The following is a 16,175-nucleotide window of genomic DNA, read 5'->3' as shown; positions in this document are numbered from 1 at the left end:
CGGTTGGGACGTTGACATGCCGTCAGCGCACCGCGTCATAGACGCCCAGCGCGATCTCGGCGCAGTGCCGCAGCGACTCCGTGCCGGGCGCGAGGTAGCCGGTGTGGCCGTGGGCGCCCGTCGAGGAGACGGGGCGGGCGCCGAAGGCCGCGGACGTGGGGTCGGCGCCGTGGCCGAGGCCGAAGAGCTCGACGTTGGGGACGTTCCCGATCCAGTCGTCGGCGTTGCGGCGGACGGCCCAGACCCGGGCGGTGGTGTGGAGGCCGGCGGCGGAGCCGGCGCGGACGCCTGGGCTGCCCAGGACGACGAGGTCGGTCGCCTCGCCGCGGCCGATGGCGTGGGCGGCGAGGCCGCAGACCACCGAGCCGTAGCTGTGGCAGAAGACGGCCGGCGCGGCGGCCCCGGCGGCGGCCACCCCGGCGAGGAAGCGGTCGAGCCGGGGCGCGCCGGCTTCGGCGAGCCGGCCGGTGGCCGCGTCGGGGCCGATGCCGACGGGGGTGGTGTAGCCGGCCCAGGCGATGACGGCGGTGGGGGTGCCGGGCGACCGCCGGGTCATCTCGGCGCGCAGGGAGCGGGCCATGCCGGCCGGGGTGCCGTAGGGGTCGGTGCGCCGGTCGAAGGAGGAGAGGTCGATGTCGGACCCGGGGACGACGACGGCCGTCCGCCGGGCGGCGGCCAGGTCGCCGTACACCTCGGCGAGCTGGCCGCGCCCGCGCGGGTCGAAGGCGAGGATCCGCCGCCCGGGGGCGAGGAGTTCCCCGTAGCGGTCGGCGAGGGCGCGGGCGTCCGCGCGCTCGTACTCCGGGAGGGAGGTGTCGGCCGCCCGCCGGAGCCGCTCGGCGCGTTCGGCGGCGAGTGCGCGGCGGTTGGCCGCGTACCGCAGGGCCGGCGGGGCGCCGTCCAGGTTGCCGACGACCATGGGGTGGCGGTCCGCGAGCCGCCGCCGGACGTCCTGCGGGAGGCCGGCGAAGAAGCGGGCGACCTCGGCGGGCGAGGCGGTGGCCGGGTCGGGCAGGGTGCGGTGGAGGGAGTGGTCCGCGCGCCAGGCGGCGGTGCCCGGCGGCGGGCCGGTGACCGCGGCCTCCCGGTGGGCGGCGGCCCAGCCGGCCGTTCCCGCGACCACGGTCGTCGTGAGCGCGACGGCGGCCAGGGTGCGCTTGAAGCGGTGCATGTCGGTGCGGTCTCCCTCGTTCCGTGTGGTGCGAGGGGAAGGTAAGGAGGCGGTACCCGGGCGGGCGTCACACTCCGGGGCCAAGTCGGGAGTGATACCTGGGTAGGGGGTGGCGCAGGGTGCGCGGCGCGGGTCGTAGGGGCGGCGCGGAGGTGCGCGGCGCGGGTCCCGTCACGGAAGGCCGCCGCCCGCCAATCCCCGGGATGCCCCCGGGACACCCGCCCCTGGGACGCCTCTCCCCCGCCCGCCCGTCCCCCGGGACGCCCATCCCGCGGACGCCCGTTCGCCGTCCCGCCCCGGACCGTCCTACGCTACGGGGATGATCATCGAACCCCGCACCGTCGCGCCCGGCGTCGTCCTCCGCCTCGCGACCCTCGACGACGCGGCCGGCCTGGCCCGGGCCTACTCCGAGAACCGCGACCACCTGCGCCCCTGGGAGCCGCACCGGGCCCCGGAGTTCTTCACCGCCGAGGGTCAGACGGCCCGGCTGGGCGAGCTGACGGCGCTGCGCCGGGAGGGACGGATGGTGCCCTGGGTGCTCGATGACGAGCGGGAGGGCATCGTCGGCATCGTCAACCTGAGCAATATCGTGCGGGGCGCCTTCCAGAGCGGGTCGCTCGGGTACTGGGTCGCCGCCCGGCGGGCCGGCCGGGGGCTGGCCACCGCCGCGGTGACGGCCGTGTGCCGGGCGGCGGCCGACGATCTCGGGATGCACCGGGTCGAAGCGGGCACGGTGATCGCCAACGCCGCCTCGCAACGCGTCCTGGAGAAGTGCGGTTTCGAGCGGTTCGGGACCGCCCGGAACTACCTGCACATCGACGGCGCCTGGCGTGACCACTACCTCTTTCAGAGGATCCTGCACGACCGCGAGCCGCGCTGACACCGCACCGACCCCACGGCTTTTCAGCCGCCTCACAGCCATTCCCCGTGCTCACGACGCACGATTGCATCGCAATCTATGGTTCGCCGAAGCACGGCTGTTACATGACAGTCGGAAAACCGCGCCCCGCGAGTCGTAAGATCTTACGGTCAACTAAGGGGGGTTGGTTCGACTTTGTCCGACATGTCCGCGTTTGCTCAACCGCGCTTTGGGCGCAGGAGATGGGAGACCCCTGTGCCGGGGCGAATATCACGACTGTCCCGCCGCCGGGTTCTCCAGGTCGGCGGTGCGGGTCTGGTCGTCGGAACGGGCACGGTCGGGGCCTGGCAGTGGCTGGCCCCCGGTTCGGCGCAGGGCAGCGGCCACGAGGACGAGTTCCCCGTGCAGCCGGCGAAGGTGGTGACGACCGAGTCGTTCGTGCACATCATCGCGCACCCCGACGACTCGCTGTACTTCATGAACCCGGAGCTGGAGCAGTCCATCCGGAGCGGCGCCCCGACCGTCACCGTGTGCCTCACCGGCGGTGAGTCGGACGGCCGCAACGCCCTTTCGCAGACGCCCGGGTACCCGAAGCTGCCCATGAAGCGGCCGGAGTTCGTCCGCGCGCGCATCAACGGCCTGCGCGAGGCGACCGCCCAGATGGCCACCGGCGACTGGCTCAGCCCCTGGCGGGTGGAGACGACCACGCTGATCCCCGGCTTCCAGGCGGAGCTGCACACCCTGAAGGCCGCTCCCCAGGTCCAACTGATCTTCCTGGAGCTGGTGGAGGCCCGGTTCATCCGGGTGCCGCGCAAGGAGAGCCTGCGCGGGCTGTGGCTGGGGGTCACGCCGAAGCTGACGACGCTCGTCCCGGCGCACAGCCCGGTCAAGCGCACGTACCTGTACGAGCGCAAGCACGTCATCGACTCCCTGGTGGCGGTGCTGGACCGGTACCGCCCGACGGTCGTCCGCACCCTCGACCCCAACCCGACGCACCGGGCCATCCAGCAGCAGTTCCCCGGGGTGGCGCACGAGCTGGAGGGCATATCCCACTACGACCACCAGGACCACACCACCTCCGCCCATTTCGCCCAGGCGGCGCTGGCCGAGTACTGGGGACGCCGGCACAGCCGGCCCACGGCGGTCGAGAACTACGTCGGCTACGAGGTCTCCCTCCTGCCGTCCAACCTCGACGCGGCGACCACCCGGCACAAGGTGAAGCTCCTCGACATCTACGGCTGGGCCGACGGCAAGGACTGCGGTGACCCCGCCGGCTGCGGTGACCGCAAGGTCGGCGCCCGCTCCAAGGACGTCCGCTGGTCCAACAACCTCCGCTACCGGGCGCCCGGCACCCAGCGCTGGGTGCAGCCGCTGCCCGACGGCCGGCTCGCCGCCTTCGCGCTCCTCGACGGCGCCGTGCACTGCTGGACCGAGACCAAGCCCGGGACCGGCGCCTGGTCCGGCCCCGCCAAGATCGGCGGGTCGATGCTGGAGGGGCAGGTGGAGGTCCTGCGGCACGCGGACGGCACCCTCCAGCTGTTCTCCGTGCGCACGGTCCTGCCGACCCGCGGCACCCCGCACCACCGGGAGATCGTCACCGCCCGGCAGAACGGCAAGCCCCGTCCGGGAGCCCTCCCGTCCTTCGGGAACTGGGAGTCCCTCGGCTCGCCCGAGGCCGACCCGGAGCGGTCGATGGAGGTCGGCTACCCGGTGACCGTCGCCGGCAAGGACGGCAAGGTCTTCCTCTTCGTCCGCGACTGGGCCGGCGGGCTGATGTACCGCACCGGCGAGCACGGCACGGACTGGACCGACTGGGAGCACCTGGAGTCGGACGGGGACCAGCCGCCGGTGGTCCTCGACGGGCTGGACGCCGCCCTGGACGACCGGGGACGGGTCCATGTGGTCGCCGCCGACAGCAAGACCGTCTACCACTGGATGTCCGAGAACGAGGGCGAGGTGCCGCAGCCGACCGGGGCGACCCGGCTGCCCACCGCGAGCGGCCCGCTGTCGCTGGCCGCCTTCTCGGGCGGCGGCATGCGGATGGTCACCCGGCAGCCCTCCACCGCGCGGGTCATGGTCGCCGAGCGCCCGGCGAACGGCCCCTGGCGGATGACCGCCGACCTGCCGCCGATCGGCGGGTACGGCAGGGTGGCACTGGCCCAGGACGGCCGGAACGTGGTCCTCGCCGCCCGGGACTCCCGGGGCCGGGTGCGGCTCTCGAAGGGCTCGGGCCGTCCCGGCCCCTGGCAGGGCGGCGGCGTGACGTACCGCGCCACGCCGGGCGTCGCCCAGGACGCGCGAGGCCGGACCACCGTCGTGGTCCTCGGCATGGACGGCAAGCTGAGCAGCGCCCGGACGCAGACGTCGGGCAAGTACCCGTTCACGGCCTGGACCGGGCAGGACGGGCGGTCGCAGGGCGGTACGTCGGCGTAGGGGCGCGTGGACACGACGGCCGCGCCGTCCGTCCCGGGATCGGGACGGGCGGCGCGGCCGTCGTCGTTCAGGCGGGCTGTTCGTTCGGGTAGGGCTTGGCCGTTCGGACGGCGGGCCGTTCGGGCAGGGACCGGTCGTTCAGGCGGGGCCTGGCCGTTCGGACGGCGGGTCGTTCAGGCAGGGGCCGGTCGTTCAGGCGGCGGGCCGCAGCCGCCGCACGACCTCGCGCACCACCGCGTCCTGATGCTCCGTCAGGTAGAAGTGGCCGCCGGTGAAGACGCGCAGGTCGAAGGAGGACTCGGTGTGGCCGGCCCAGGCCGCCGCGTCGTCCACGGACACCTTGGGGTCCGCGTCACCGGTCAGCGCGACCACCGGGCAGCGCAGCGGCGGCCCGGGCTCGTAGCGGTAGGTCTCGGCGGCGCGGTAGTCCGACCGCAGCACCGGGAGGATCATACGGACGAGCTCGTCGTCCGCCAGCACCTGGGAGTCGGTGCCGCTCAGCCGCCGGGTCTCGGCGAGGATCCCGTCGTCGTCCCGGAGGTGGACGGTCTCCTCCCGGTAGATCGACGGGGCGCGGCGGGCGGACGCGAACAGGGCGGTCGCGACGATGCCCTTCTCGCGCTCGAACCGCCGCGCGACCTCGAAGGCGAGGGAGGCGCCCATGCTGTGCCCGAAGAAGGCCAGCGGCCGGTCGGCCCAGGGCAGCAGCACCGAGAAGACCCGGTCCGCGAGCTCGGGGATGTTGTCGACGAGCGGCTCGTCCCGGCGGTCCTGGCGGCCGGGGTACTGGACGCACAGGACGTCGGCGAAGTCGGGCATCGCCCGCGCCATCGGGTAGTAGAAGCTCGCCGAGCCGCCGGCGTGCGGCAGGCAAACCAGCCGGACGTCACCGTCCGGGCGCGGCGCGAACCTGCGTATCCACTGGGTGTTCTCCTCGGTGATGCCACGGACGTCGTTCACGGGACGGGTCTTCCTTCCAAGGGCTGCCGGGCGGTGCCGCGGACCGGTGGACACCACGATGACAGGTCCCGGTCCCCCACCGGCCGGTCGGGTACGGCCAGGTCAGACGTGCCCCGGAAGGCCGCGCCGCACACCTGATGCGGCGGGCGTCACGTGCGACGGGGGTCACGTGCTGCGGGGGTCACGTGCTGCGGGCGTCACGTCTGACGGGCGTCACGTCAGCGGCCCGACGCGGGGAGGACGTCCTGCCGGACGATCCGCTCGATGTTCCGCTCCGCCAGCGCGGTGATGGTGAGGAACGGGTTGACGCCGAGCGAGCCGGGGACCAGCGAGCCGTCGGTGACGTAGAGGCCGGGGTGACCGGGGATCCGGCCGTACGGGTCGGTGGCGCGGCCGAGCACGCAGCCGCCGAGGGGATGGTAGGTGAAGTCGTCGGCGAACGCCTTGGCGCGGGGGCCGAAGAGGTCGTAGCGGTAATCGGTGCGGTTGGCGCGGTTGACGCGGTCGAAGAAGGAGCGGGCCGCGTCGACGGCGGGCCGGTTCTGGTCCCGGGTCCACCGCAGTCCCATCCGGTCCGTGGCGCGGTCGTAGACGAACGTGCCGCGTTCGGGGTTGCGGGTGATCGCGATGTAGAGGCTGATCCAGGTCTCGGTGCCGGCCGGCACCGGGGTGACCTCGGCGAAGACCGGGTGCCGCGGGTCGTCCCAGTCGTCGAGGCCGAGGGCGGGGACGGTGGACTGGTGGCAGCCGGTGGGATCGGTGCCGTGGTTGGCGCGCGCGGCCATCACGTTCCCGTTGGGGCCCCAGCCGCGGCCGATCTCGGGGCCGAGGTCCGGCAGCGCGCCGGTCTCCCGTGCCCGCAGCAGCAGTTCGGTGGTCCCGAGGCTGCCTGCGCCCAGGAACAGCCGCCGGCAGCCGATCTCCTTGACGGCGGTCCGGCGCCCGGTCTCGTCCGACCGCTCCACCGTCAGGACGTAGCCGCCCGCCCGCCGGCGGCGGAGGGACTTCGCGCGGTGCAGGGGTGCGATGGTGACCCGCCCGGTGCGCAGGGCGGCGGCCACGTAGGTCTTGTCGAGGGACATCCGGCCGTGGTTGTTGCCGTAGATCAGCTCGCCGGCCAGCGCCGACCGCGGAGCGGTCCCATCGGCCTCCCTCCGCATATGGCGGAAGTCGTAGACGTTGTCGAGGAACACCGACCGCAGCCCGGCCCGCGCCGCCTGCTCGCGCGCCACACGCGAATACCGGTACCACTCGGTCCCCTCGAACCACGTCCGGTCGATGCCGTTGACGCGGAGCATGGCACGGGCGCGCGGGAAGTACCGGCGGTACATCTCCGCCGCGTCCACCCGCGGCAGCACCCGCTGGAGGTAGTCGCGCCGAGGCGCCACGGCCATCCCCCCGTTGACCAGCGAGCCGCCGCCGACGCCGCGGCCCGCGTAGACGGCCATGGACCCGAAGTCGACACGGTCGAGCACGCCCGCGTACGGCTCGATGTTCCGGTCGACGACGTCGAGCCAGAGGAACGAGCCGAGCGGCGCCGCGGTCCGGGTACGGAACCAGCTCGACCGCCGGTCGGGGTCGAGCATCCCGCAGAACACCCGCCCGTCCGCCCCCGGCCGGTCCCACCACCGCCCCATCTCCAGCATCAACACCCGCTCCCCCGCCTCTGCGAGCCGTAACGCCGTGACGGCGGCCCCGTACCCGGTCCCGACGACGACGGCGGGCACGAACGCCCCGTCCCGCGCGACGTCAGCGGCTTCGGCGGCTTCGGCACCGGACGCTCCGGACAGAATCCCGCCGCCGAACGCCGCGGCCCCCAACGCGACCCCACCCCCGAGCACCCGACGACGCGACGGATGACGTTGAACCGACATGGACACACCTCACCTCTCCTGGGCCCTGTGGCTGGAACGCATGTCGGGGCCCCGGACGCATGCAAACAGAAGTTGCCGGAGAGGTAAGTGAGTTGTGCCGGAACAGCCCTTGATTCCCCCATTCCGCTTGACCTCCATGGCGAGTCGGGGATAAAGGCACCCAGCCCGACGGCACCGGCACGCCACGGCCGCTTGTCGGCACGTGATCTGATCGCTGCGGAGCGTGGCGTATGCCGTCGAGTGGGCGCGAGACCCCAACGACACCGCACCGGAACGCGTCTACGCCGTGCTCGCCGAGGCCGGCAACAGCTCACGTGGAACGCCCACCGCCCGCACCCCTCGGACCCGTCGGCATTCGGGACGCGCTTCTCACTATCCGTCACCAAGGCCCAGGACGACGGGAAACGCGGCTCCCGGCACACCCCACCGACCGTGACGTTCAAGACCGAAACAGCATGGCCGATCTACATGCGTGGTTGCCGGAAGCACACGCGCGCCTGATCGTTCGACCGTCCCGCCACCGTGGCCGACTTTCCGCGGCGCGCGTCCGCCCAGGGGCAGCACGCGGGCAGTCCAGGTCAGGCGTAGGGGCCCACCGCAAGGAAGAGAAGCGAGGGGCCGCCATGCCGGAGGTGACAACGATGGCCAGGGCGGAGACATCTGCGCGTCGAGTCTCCGTCGGAGCGGCGCCGACGGAGATCCCGACGACAAGGTCAACTCCGCGCGGTGCGCCCGCGGTTGTCCACCCGTGATCGCTGCGACCGGGCCCTGGCACGTCCGTGAGCGAAGGTCCGCTCCTTCCGTACACCTCCGGGGTGCGTCCCGCCCGCAACAGGGAGCCGAATTCGGCTATGCCGAACTTGGCACCCGTCCGGGTGAAGTGCGTGTGGACTCTCTTTCCGGGATTCGATGGGAGTGCTGTTCTTACATTGCTTCTCTGAACAGGCGAACCGCTCGACGGACGGCTGAAGCCAGTTATGCGCCTCACGGCGAGCGCAAGGTAGATCCCCGGAACCCGCCGCAGTGGCCGTACTCGACGCCATTGCACTGCGAAATTCCACAGGCATCACCTTTTCTCCTGGCGCCGCGCTCCGTTGCCACTCCATGGGCTCTACACGGAGACACCACTCACCGAGCGGACTGCGCCTGGTCTCTCACCTCACGGAAGGACATGTCATGCAACTTCGCGCCCTGGCGGCGGTGTTCGCGGCCGGCTTGCTGATGGCCGCTCAGAACGCTCAGGCCGCCGGTCACTCCGCGGCCGCTCCGGCATCCATTGTCGGCGACAACCAGTATCACAGCATCACCAATGGCGGCACCACGAGCGGCGGCAGCCGCTTGGCGCTCGAAGTGGAGGGTCAGTGTGCCGCCCCGACCGGCTATGCCGACATCAACACCTATGACCCGAGCCACGCTTCCGAAAAGTGGAAGTTCTTCCTGAACCCGGACGGCACCGCGAACATCCAGGACAGCTGCGACCCGTCCATGGCCCTGACCGCCCCCACCGAGTCCGGGGGCGCGGCAACCCTGACCCACAGGGATACGAACAACATCACCCCCCAGCAGAAATGGAAGGTCACCCAAGACGCGAACGGCGTACTGACCATCGCCAGCGCGGCCACCGGCAGCGTGCTGGACAGCTGCGGCACCTGGGTCGCGGGGTCCACGGTAGTGGTGGACCCGGACCGTCAGCACACCACCCAGAGGTGGACCGTGCTCTCGTGAGCCCCCTGAAGCCACCGAAAGCTCTCCGAATCCGGGAGGAAATGCCATGCGCAAGATCCGAAACGCCGCCGTAGCAGTGGGCACCGCCGTCGCACTGTGCGCCGGAATCACCAACGCTCACGCGATCATCGGCGGAACCCCCGTCCCGACTCCCTCCGCGGCGGTCCGCCTCCACTTCAGCGACACAGGGGGCGGAGACTTCTACTGCAGTGGCGCGCTCATCAGCCCGAACTGGGTATTGACCTCACGGGACTGCGCCAGCTATACGGACGCCGCCACGGTCGACCGTGGCGACGGCGTCACCTACAAGTCCGACGCGATCTACTGGGAGATAAGCGTCCTCGTGGCCGTGGTTCACATCCCCCAAGCAATCCCCGCTCCCACCGGGTCGACATCCGACCCCGCGACAAACGGCTACATGGTGATGGCCGACAAGTCCGACCCACTCCCCAAGGTCGGGGACGTGGACACCACCTACGGCTGGGACGGCAATGCACTGAACAAGATCAACGTAAGGGTGACGGACTACTCTTCCCAAACCCTCTTCGCCACGGCAAGCGGCTGCAAAAACGGAGGGTGTATGGGGTCGGACGACTGGGGTGGGCCAGTAGTGCACAATTACAATGGAAAGCCGAAGGTAGCGGCCGTCACCTGGCAGCCTTCGTCCCCCTACGATGACCGAGTCAACTGCTCCGAGAACGCCGGCGGCGTATCCGAGGCACGCGACTGGATCAAGGCGAAGACGGGCCTGTGATTCGCGACGCGCAAGACGGCAAGCGTCGCGGCCGGGTCCGGCCGGCGGCAGCGGCGCGTGCGGGTCATCGGCCCGGCGTCGGACGACATCGCGCGCCGCCCCGAGGAGGACCTCCCTCCGGGGCGGCGCACCCGCGCCGCGCCGCCCGTCCAGCTGCAGCCCCCGCACAAGTGCCTGAACGAAGGGGCTCCCTCACCCCGTCGCGGATCAAGCGAGCGAGCTTCCGAGCCGTCGCCACCAGATTCGAGAAGCACGCCTACATGTCTCATGGCACGGTCGCCCTCGCGGCGATCCGGTTGCGGCTCCGATGACGCTTCATCAGAAATGCGCGGTGCACGGTGAGTTCCACTCACCGCCGCGACGCCGGATCACGGAATCGTCAGCACCTGGCCAACGCTCACCACGTCCGGGTTGTCGATGCCGCTGGCGGCGGCGATGTCGCGGTAGCGGTTGCCGTCACCGTAGAAGCGTTCCGCGACGGCCCACAAGGTGTCGCCGGGCGCGACGGTGTAAGTGCGCGCATCAGTGGCGGCCGCCGCCGGTTCCTCGGCGGTGACGGTGCTGTCGGTTTTGGTGTCCGATGCCCACAACGGGCTGTCGTCCTTGCCGTACAGCACCACGTTGCGGTCGTCCTGGACGACCAACCGGTCGGCGTCCATGCCGTTGGTGTCGGTGGCCCACACCGCGCCGTCGCCGGTGTAGAGCACGAAGTTGCCATCGTCCTGGAGCACGGCCCGCTCGACCCCCTTGTCGTGGGTGTTGGTGGCCCACACGACGCCACCCGGCTCGGAGAGCACCAGGTTGCCATCGTCCTGCAGCGTCAGGGTGTAGGCACCGCCCTGCAGGGATTGACCGAGACCCAGTTCATCGCCAACTTGCAGTGTGTCACCCATGAATGTTCCCTTCAGGTGGATTTCGTGGCCGTGCGCGAGGCATGCCCAGCAGAAACGGTCCCCCATGCAAGACGTCACCTGAACGAGCCCCCACTTCGGCGCAATCCGCATTCGGCGACTCACCGGACACGCCGTCGTCCAGGGCCAGGGCTGTCAAGTGATCGCGCTGCGCGTCCAGGACGCGGAACATCCGCCGGCCGGACAGGTATCGCCACCACCACTCGCACAGGCGGAATGTCACGTCCGTCACCGTCTCGCGGAGACGAACCCGCATTTCGATCACCGGCCCGTACAGGTGGCGACGAGGAAGGACCGGGATCCGGTGCGGCCTGGCGCCAACCTCCCGAACGACGGTCCAGGCGCACGGCCTCCCGGGTGGAGGGGAGTCCGGCGCCAAAAGGCCGTGTCTATGCCGGGCGGAGTGGTCAGTCTCCACCCGGCTGCCGACGTTTGCCGCTGCTCGCAGGACTCGTCTTCGGCTCGTACGCGTAGAGTCTCGACGCCGTGTGGGCGACGGCAACGCCCCTCCAGGAGAAGGGAGTGGTCATGTCTCGCACCGAGTACTACGCCGATCCCGCCGCCCCCGAGCCGAACAGCGTGGTCGTCGCCGCTTCGGCGGTCGTGACCGATGACCGGGGCCACGTCCTGTTGCAGCGTCGGCGCGACAACGGTCTCTGGGCCCTGCCCGGTGGCGGCATGGAGATGACCGACTCCCTCCCCGGCACGGCCGTGCGTGAGGTCAAGGAGGAGACCGGCCTGGACGTGGAGATCACGGGGCTGGTCGGCCCCTATACCGATCCGCGCCACGTGATCGCCTACTCGGACGGCGAAGTGCGACGGCAGTTCAACGTGTGCTTCACCGCACGGGTCACCGGGGGCGACCTCGTGATCTCCGGTGAATCCGCGGAGCTCCGGTTCGTCCACCCTGACGAGACCCCGGCACTCCCGATGCACAGGACGCAGCGACTGCGCATCCGGCACTTCCTGGACGGCCAGGACCAGCCCTACCTGGGTTGACCGCCTGGCGGCGCACACGAGCCACCCCCGCGGAGCCCGGGATTCACATCGCCCAGGCGCTCGCCCGGCTCGACGAGGAGCGAGCGTCACAACGGCCGCCAGTCGCGCGGCGCTTTCTCGTCCCGCAGAGAGACGATCCGTCGGGCATACTCCCCCGCCGGTCGCCCGCCGGTGGACGCGTTCCGCATGAGCCAGGTGGTCATGGTGAACTCCTGGGTCCGGCGCAGCGTCGGGTCGAAGCCGAAGCCTTCGAAGTCGATGAAGACCGCCTGACCCTTGCCGCCCACCATGAGGTTCTGCACATGCGCGTCACCGTGCACGAACCCCCTCGGCGAGCCGAACCGCAGTCCCGTCACCGCGCCGCGCAGCTCGGCGTGGAGGGCGCGGAGGAAGCGCCGGTCGTCCTCCGGTAGCCGGGCGCCCGCTCGATGCGCAGGGCCGATCGCGTGCCCGCTGCGTGCGAAGTGCCGAGTTGCGTAAATGAGTGGCCCGAACACCTGCGCCGGACGCACTCTGATGTCCGTGACACCTCAGAAACACCAGATCCGCGCACTGCACTCGGCGTCCACCATTACCGTCTACCAGGCGTACGATCCGGCCATCGGCCTGCCCGCCGCCCGGGACGGCCGGTTCCCGGCCACCTGGAAGCGGGAGCGCATGACGTGGATCAAGCCGTCCTTCCTCTGGATGATGTACCGCTGCGGCTGGGGTGCCAAGGAGGGGCAGCGGACGGTGCTGGCCGTGGAGATCGAGCGGGAGGGGTTCGAGTGGGCGCTGCGGAACACGTGCCTGTCGCACTACGACCCCGACGTGCACGAGAGCCGGGACGCCTGGCGGCGGGAGTTGCGGCGGGCGCCGGCGCGGGTGCAGTGGGATCCGGAGCGGGACCTGCGGCTGCGGGCGCTGCCGTACCGCTCGCTCCAGCTGGGGTTGGCCGGCGAGGCGTCCCGTCGGTACGCGGACGAGTGGACGGTGGGCATCACGGACGTCACGGCCCTGGCCCACGCCGTGCACGCGCGCGTGCGCGAGGGTGATCCGGAGGGCGCCGGGCGGCTGCTGCCCGAGGAGCGGCCCTATCCCGTCGCGGACGGGTTCCTCGCGCATCTGTGCCCGTAGTCCCGCCTCCCGCGTCACATAACGCGGCGGAGTTCCGGCGTCGGCGGTAAACCTTCACGGCCCGCGGGGAGTCAGTGCGGGTGGGGCATACGGCGAGTGAGGGCGGGTGAGTGCGATCCCGCCCGGCCACGGCCGGGCCCGTGCTGGTGCAGGCTGGTGGTACTGGTGGGCGGCGTGGGGTTCGCGGTCGGCGGCCGGACGCCGCCGCGCCGTCGCCTTCGGCGGCTTCGGCGGCTTCGGGAGACTTCGGAGAAGGGGAGAGAGTGGGATGAGTGACGAGTGTGACCACGAGTGGGTGCTGTGGAGCGGTGCCAGCCGCTGCCGCAAATGCGGTACGACGCAGTGGTCCGGCTGGCCGGGAACATGACACGTCGCCAGGGGTACGGGTACGGCGTGCCCTGACACAAGGGCGCGCGCCCACCGGTGCGCGCGCCCCGCGCGTCATGGCCCGCGCGTCAGCGCCCCGCATCAGCACCCCGCGCGTCAGCGCACCTGCACCCCGGAGACCGCCCGGGCGATCACCAGGCGCTGGATCTCGCTGGTGCCCTCGAAGATCGTGTAGATGGCGGCGTCCCGGTGCATCCGCTCCACGGGGTACTCGCGGGTGTAGCCGTTGCCGCCGAGGATCTGCATCGCCTGGGCGGTGACGGTCTTGGCCGTCTCGCCGGCGTAGAGCTTGCTCATGGAGCCCTCGGCCGAGGTGAACGGCTTGCCGGTGGCGGCCATCGCCGAGGCGCGCCAGACGAGGAGGCGGGCGGCGTCGATGCGGGTGCGCATGTCGGCGAGCTGGAAGGCGACGCCCTGGTTGTCGATGATGGGGCGGCCGAACTGGACGCGGGTGGTGGCGTAGTCGAGGGCGATCTCGTAGGCGGCGCGGGCGATGCCGACGGCCTGGGCGGCGACGGCGGGGCGGGACGCCTCGAAGGTGGCCATGGCCGCGTTGCCGCCGCGTTCGCCGCCCTTCTTCTTGCCCTCGCGGGCGCGCGCCAGGCGTTCGTCGAGCTTCTCCTTGCCGCCGAGCAGGCAGTGGCCGGGCACGCGGACGCCGTCGAGGACGACCTCGGCGGTGTGCGACGCGCGGATGCCGTGCTTCTTGAACTTCTGCCCCTGGGACAGTCCTTCGGTGCCCGGGGGGATGATGAAGGAGGCGTGGCCTCGGGCGCCCAGGCCGGGTTCGACGACGGCGACGACGACGTGGACGTTGGCGATGCCGCCGTTGGTCGCCCAGGTCTTGGTGCCGTTGAGCACCCACTCGTCCTTGGCCTCGTCGTAGACGGCCCGGGTGCGCATCGCGGAGACGTCGGAGCCGGCGTCGGGCTCGGAGGAGCAGAAGGCGGCGACCTTCACGTCGTCCGGGTCGCCGTACATCTGCGGGATCCAGGTGCCGATCTGCTCGTCGGTGCCGTTGGTCAGGACGCCGACGGCCGCCAGGCCGGTGCCGGTGATGGCGAGGCCGAGGCCGGCGTCGCCCCAGAACAGTTCCTCGATGGCGACGGGGATGCCGAGGCCGGTGGGGTCGAAGAACTGCTTCGCGTAGAAGTCGAGCGAATACAGGCCGATTTTCGCCGCTTCCTGGACGACGGGCCAGGGGAACTCCTCGCGTTCGTCCCACTCTGCGGCGGCGGGCCGCATGACGTCGGCGGCGAAGCCGTGGACCCAGTCGCGCACGGCCTTCTGTTCGTCGTCGAGCTCCAGTCCGAAACCCGCCATGGCCCCTCCCGAGCGTTGCTTACCTGCGGTAACAGGAGTCTGTTACCGGTCAGTAGAACCTGTCAACTCCCCTCTCCCCCCGGATCCGCTGGGTGCCGCGGGTGTTACGTTGCGCAGGCATGTGAGAAGACACGGGGGCGGGAGGCACAGCCATGACGACCAGTCAGCGGGAAGACCAGCAGCGCACCACGGAACGGCGGCGCAGGGAACTGCTGGAGGCCGCGGACCGGGTGGTGCTCAGGGACGGGCCGGGGGCGTCGATGAACGCCATCGCGGCGGAGGCGGGGATCACCAAACCGATCCTCTACCGGCATTTCGGCGACAAGGGCGGCCTCTACCGGGCGCTCGCGGCCCGGCACACCGAGGCGCTGCTGGAGGGGCTGCGGGCCGCGCTCGACGCGCCGGCCGAGCGGCGGCGGCGCGTGGAGTCGACCCTGGACACCTACCTCGCCGCCATAGAGGCGCGGCCGCAGGTCTACCGGTTCCTGATGCACCCGGCCGAGGACGCCGGACCCTCCGACCGCGGCTTCGACGTGGGCCGGCACTCGGCGCCGCTGCTGCGGCGGATGGGCGAGGAGCTGGCGGTGGTGATAGCCGAGCGCGTGGAGCTGGGTCCGGAGGGGACGGAACTCGCCCGTGCCTGGGGGCACGGCATCGTCGGCATGATGCACGCGGCCGGCGACTGGTGGCTCCGCGAGCGCCCCTTCCCCCGCGAGCACCTGGTCAGCCACCTCGCCGACCTCCTCTGGGGCCGGCTGGCCACGGCGGGCGACCGGGCGGACGGTCCGGGGTTCTGACCGCCGCCGGCGATCCGGCCGTCCGGCCGCGGCCCCGGCGGGCGGAACGGAAAACCGGATGCCGGCTCCCCTCCCCCGGCGTAATGTCCTCTGCCGCAAGGCAGGCATTACTCTGGAGGGGTATATGGCGGTTCCGGAACTCGTTGCGGCCTGGGCGGCCGGCTGGGCCGTCTCGCGGGGGACTCCCCCGCCCGCCGCGCGCGCCTGGGGGTGCGTCATCACGGTCGGACTGCCGGAGCAGTCCGAGCGCCGCGTCGTGTACGCCCCGGAGCCGGACGCGGTACGGGCGGCGTGCGCCGGCCCCGTACCGTACGCCTGGCTCAAGGCCGCCGAGGACCCCGACCGGATAGGGCGGCTGCTTCCCCCGGGCTGGGTGGTGGACGAGGAGGACACCGGCCATCTGATGGCCGTCGACCTCGCTCCGCCCGTCGGCCCGTCGCCGGCCCCGCCCGGTTACTCGGTGTCCGTGGGCGAGACCGACGGGGTCCACCGCGTCCGGGTGACCGACGCGACGGGCGGACCCGCCGCCAAGGGGCAGCTCGCGATCGTCGGGGACGTGGCGGTCGTCGACCGCGTCGTGACCGAGGAGGCGCACCGCCGACGCGGCCTGGGCCGCCTCGTGATGCGCTCGCTCGCCGAACGAGCCCTGGCCGAGGGGGCGTTCACGGGCGTACTGGGCGCGACGGACGAGGGGCGCGCGCTGTACGAGACGCTGGGCTGGAAGCGGCACGCGGCGCTGACGGCGTGCGCGTACCGGCCGTGAGGCGACGCGCGGAACGCCTGCCGGGGATGGGACGGCGGACCTGACCCTGCCGGGGATGGGGCGGCGGACCTGACGCCCGTCGGCCACGGGCCGGCGCTCGCCG

The 16,175-nt window shown here is 71.8% G+C and carries 14 protein-coding genes; 8 read left to right on the top strand and 6 right to left on the bottom strand.

What is annotated here, in order from left to right; all coding sequences use genetic code 11:
* Positions 1-22: 22 nt before the first annotated feature.
* The gene (locus J7W19_RS30565) at positions 23-1,171 is read right to left on the bottom strand and encodes an alpha/beta hydrolase (protein ID WP_004948811.1); all 1,149 of its coding nucleotides are present in this window, start codon (positions 1,169-1,171) and stop codon (positions 23-25) included.
* A 319-nt stretch (positions 1,172-1,490) separates the two neighbouring features.
* On the opposite strand from J7W19_RS30565, the gene J7W19_RS30560 reads away from it, so the two are divergent.
* On the top strand, positions 1,491-2,051 hold the full coding sequence (locus J7W19_RS30560; RefSeq protein ID WP_004948809.1) for a GNAT family N-acetyltransferase: 561 nt from the start codon (positions 1,491-1,493) through the stop codon (positions 2,049-2,051).
* 234 nt (positions 2,052-2,285) lie between these two features.
* Entirely contained in the window at positions 2,286-4,463 is a 2,178-nt protein-coding gene (locus tag J7W19_RS30555; RefSeq protein ID WP_004948806.1) for a PIG-L family deacetylase, read from the top strand.
* Between the two features lie 192 nt (positions 4,464-4,655).
* Here J7W19_RS30555 and J7W19_RS30550 read toward each other — a convergent pair whose 3' ends face one another.
* Both J7W19_RS30550 and J7W19_RS30545 read right to left on the bottom strand, forming a co-directional pair.
* Positions 4,656-5,423 carry a thioesterase II family protein gene (locus J7W19_RS30550; RefSeq protein ID WP_004948803.1) on the bottom strand — a complete coding sequence of 256 codons (768 nt, stop codon included), beginning with the start codon at positions 5,421-5,423 and terminating at the stop codon, positions 4,656-4,658.
* A gap of 218 nt (positions 5,424-5,641) precedes the next feature.
* The gene (locus J7W19_RS30545; RefSeq protein ID WP_040890972.1) at positions 5,642-7,297 is read right to left on the bottom strand and encodes a GMC oxidoreductase; all 1,656 of its coding nucleotides are present in this window, start codon (positions 7,295-7,297) and stop codon (positions 5,642-5,644) included.
* 1,176 nt (positions 7,298-8,473) lie between these two features.
* Here J7W19_RS30545 and J7W19_RS30540 point away from each other — a divergent pair.
* The gene (locus J7W19_RS30540; RefSeq protein ID WP_004948795.1) at positions 8,474-9,022 is read left to right on the top strand and encodes an RICIN domain-containing protein; all 549 of its coding nucleotides are present in this window, start codon (positions 8,474-8,476) and stop codon (positions 9,020-9,022) included.
* A gap of 46 nt (positions 9,023-9,068) precedes the next feature.
* Positions 9,069-9,776 (top strand): trypsin-like serine protease, encoded by a 708-nt coding sequence (locus J7W19_RS30535; RefSeq protein WP_004948791.1) that lies wholly within the window; start codon positions 9,069-9,071, stop codon positions 9,774-9,776.
* 368 nt (positions 9,777-10,144) lie between these two features.
* On the opposite strand, the gene J7W19_RS33715 is transcribed toward J7W19_RS30535, so the two are convergent.
* The gene (locus J7W19_RS33715) at positions 10,145-10,669 is read right to left on the bottom strand and encodes a LysM peptidoglycan-binding domain-containing protein (RefSeq protein ID WP_004948788.1); all 525 of its coding nucleotides are present in this window, start codon (positions 10,667-10,669) and stop codon (positions 10,145-10,147) included.
* A 546-nt stretch (positions 10,670-11,215) separates the two neighbouring features.
* On the opposite strand from J7W19_RS33715, the gene J7W19_RS30520 reads away from it, so the two are divergent.
* Positions 11,216-11,686 (top strand): NUDIX domain-containing protein, encoded by a 471-nt coding sequence (locus J7W19_RS30520; protein ID WP_004948783.1) that lies wholly within the window; start codon positions 11,216-11,218, stop codon positions 11,684-11,686.
* An 86-nt stretch (positions 11,687-11,772) separates the two neighbouring features.
* Here J7W19_RS30520 and J7W19_RS30515 read toward each other — a convergent pair whose 3' ends face one another.
* Positions 11,773-12,198 carry a phosphotransferase family protein gene (locus J7W19_RS30515; protein WP_233478198.1) on the bottom strand — a complete coding sequence of 142 codons (426 nt, stop codon included), beginning with the start codon at positions 12,196-12,198 and terminating at the stop codon, positions 11,773-11,775.
* Positions 12,199-12,202: 4 nt separating this feature from the next.
* Here J7W19_RS30515 and J7W19_RS30510 point away from each other — a divergent pair, with 4 nt between their 5' ends.
* Positions 12,203-12,802, top strand: a complete 600-nt coding sequence (locus tag J7W19_RS30510) for a DUF4291 domain-containing protein (protein WP_004948778.1) — start codon at positions 12,203-12,205, stop codon at positions 12,800-12,802.
* Between the two features lie 483 nt (positions 12,803-13,285).
* On the opposite strand, the gene J7W19_RS30505 is transcribed toward J7W19_RS30510, so the two are convergent.
* A complete protein-coding gene (locus tag J7W19_RS30505) occupies positions 13,286-14,512 on the bottom strand; it encodes an acyl-CoA dehydrogenase family protein (protein ID WP_004948777.1) in 1,227 nt (408 codons plus the stop codon).
* 152 nt (positions 14,513-14,664) lie between these two features.
* Here J7W19_RS30505 and J7W19_RS30500 point away from each other — a divergent pair, with 152 nt between their 5' ends.
* Together J7W19_RS30500 and J7W19_RS30495 are read left to right on the top strand one after the other, a co-directional pair.
* On the top strand, positions 14,665-15,309 hold the full coding sequence (locus J7W19_RS30500) for a TetR family transcriptional regulator (RefSeq protein ID WP_004948774.1): 645 nt from the start codon (positions 14,665-14,667) through the stop codon (positions 15,307-15,309).
* 124 nt (positions 15,310-15,433) lie between these two features.
* The gene (locus J7W19_RS30495; RefSeq protein ID WP_004948771.1) at positions 15,434-16,072 is read left to right on the top strand and encodes a GNAT family N-acetyltransferase; all 639 of its coding nucleotides are present in this window, start codon (positions 15,434-15,436) and stop codon (positions 16,070-16,072) included.
* Positions 16,073-16,175 lie beyond the last annotated feature (103 nt).

Origin of the sequence: Streptomyces mobaraensis NBRC 13819 = DSM 40847, from assembly GCF_017916255.1 — a bacterium.
Classification (GTDB): Bacteria; Actinomycetota; Actinomycetes; order Streptomycetales; family Streptomycetaceae; genus Streptomyces; species Streptomyces mobaraensis.
The sequence above is the reverse complement of the archived record's forward strand: the minus strand, read 5'-3'. Positions and strand labels throughout refer to the sequence as shown.

What these genes read in the sequence shown, in the direction of transcription:
- J7W19_RS30505 (WP_004948777.1), bottom strand. Translation starts at nt 14,512, where the DNA reads ATGGCGGGTTTCGGACTGGAGCTCGACGACGAACAGAAGGCCGTGCGC.
- J7W19_RS30520 (WP_004948783.1), top strand. Translation starts at nt 11,216, where the DNA reads ATGTCTCGCACCGAGTACTACGCCGATCCCGCCGCCCCCGAGCCGAAC.
- J7W19_RS30545 (WP_040890972.1), bottom strand. Translation starts at nt 7,297, where the DNA reads ATGTCGGTTCAACGTCATCCGTCGCGTCGTCGGGTGCTCGGGGGTGGG.
- J7W19_RS30560 (WP_004948809.1), top strand. Translation starts at nt 1,491, where the DNA reads ATGATCATCGAACCCCGCACCGTCGCGCCCGGCGTCGTCCTCCGCCTC.
- J7W19_RS30510 (WP_004948778.1), top strand. Translation starts at nt 12,203, where the DNA reads ATGTCCGTGACACCTCAGAAACACCAGATCCGCGCACTGCACTCGGCG.
- J7W19_RS30500 (WP_004948774.1), top strand. Translation starts at nt 14,665, where the DNA reads ATGACGACCAGTCAGCGGGAAGACCAGCAGCGCACCACGGAACGGCGG.
- J7W19_RS30495 (WP_004948771.1), top strand. Translation starts at nt 15,434, where the DNA reads ATGGCGGTTCCGGAACTCGTTGCGGCCTGGGCGGCCGGCTGGGCCGTC.
- J7W19_RS30535 (WP_004948791.1), top strand. Translation starts at nt 9,069, where the DNA reads ATGCGCAAGATCCGAAACGCCGCCGTAGCAGTGGGCACCGCCGTCGCA.
- J7W19_RS30540 (WP_004948795.1), top strand. Translation starts at nt 8,474, where the DNA reads ATGCAACTTCGCGCCCTGGCGGCGGTGTTCGCGGCCGGCTTGCTGATG.
- J7W19_RS30565 (WP_004948811.1), bottom strand. Translation starts at nt 1,171, where the DNA reads ATGCACCGCTTCAAGCGCACCCTGGCCGCCGTCGCGCTCACGACGACC.
- J7W19_RS33715 (WP_004948788.1), bottom strand. Translation starts at nt 10,669, where the DNA reads ATGGGTGACACACTGCAAGTTGGCGATGAACTGGGTCTCGGTCAATCC.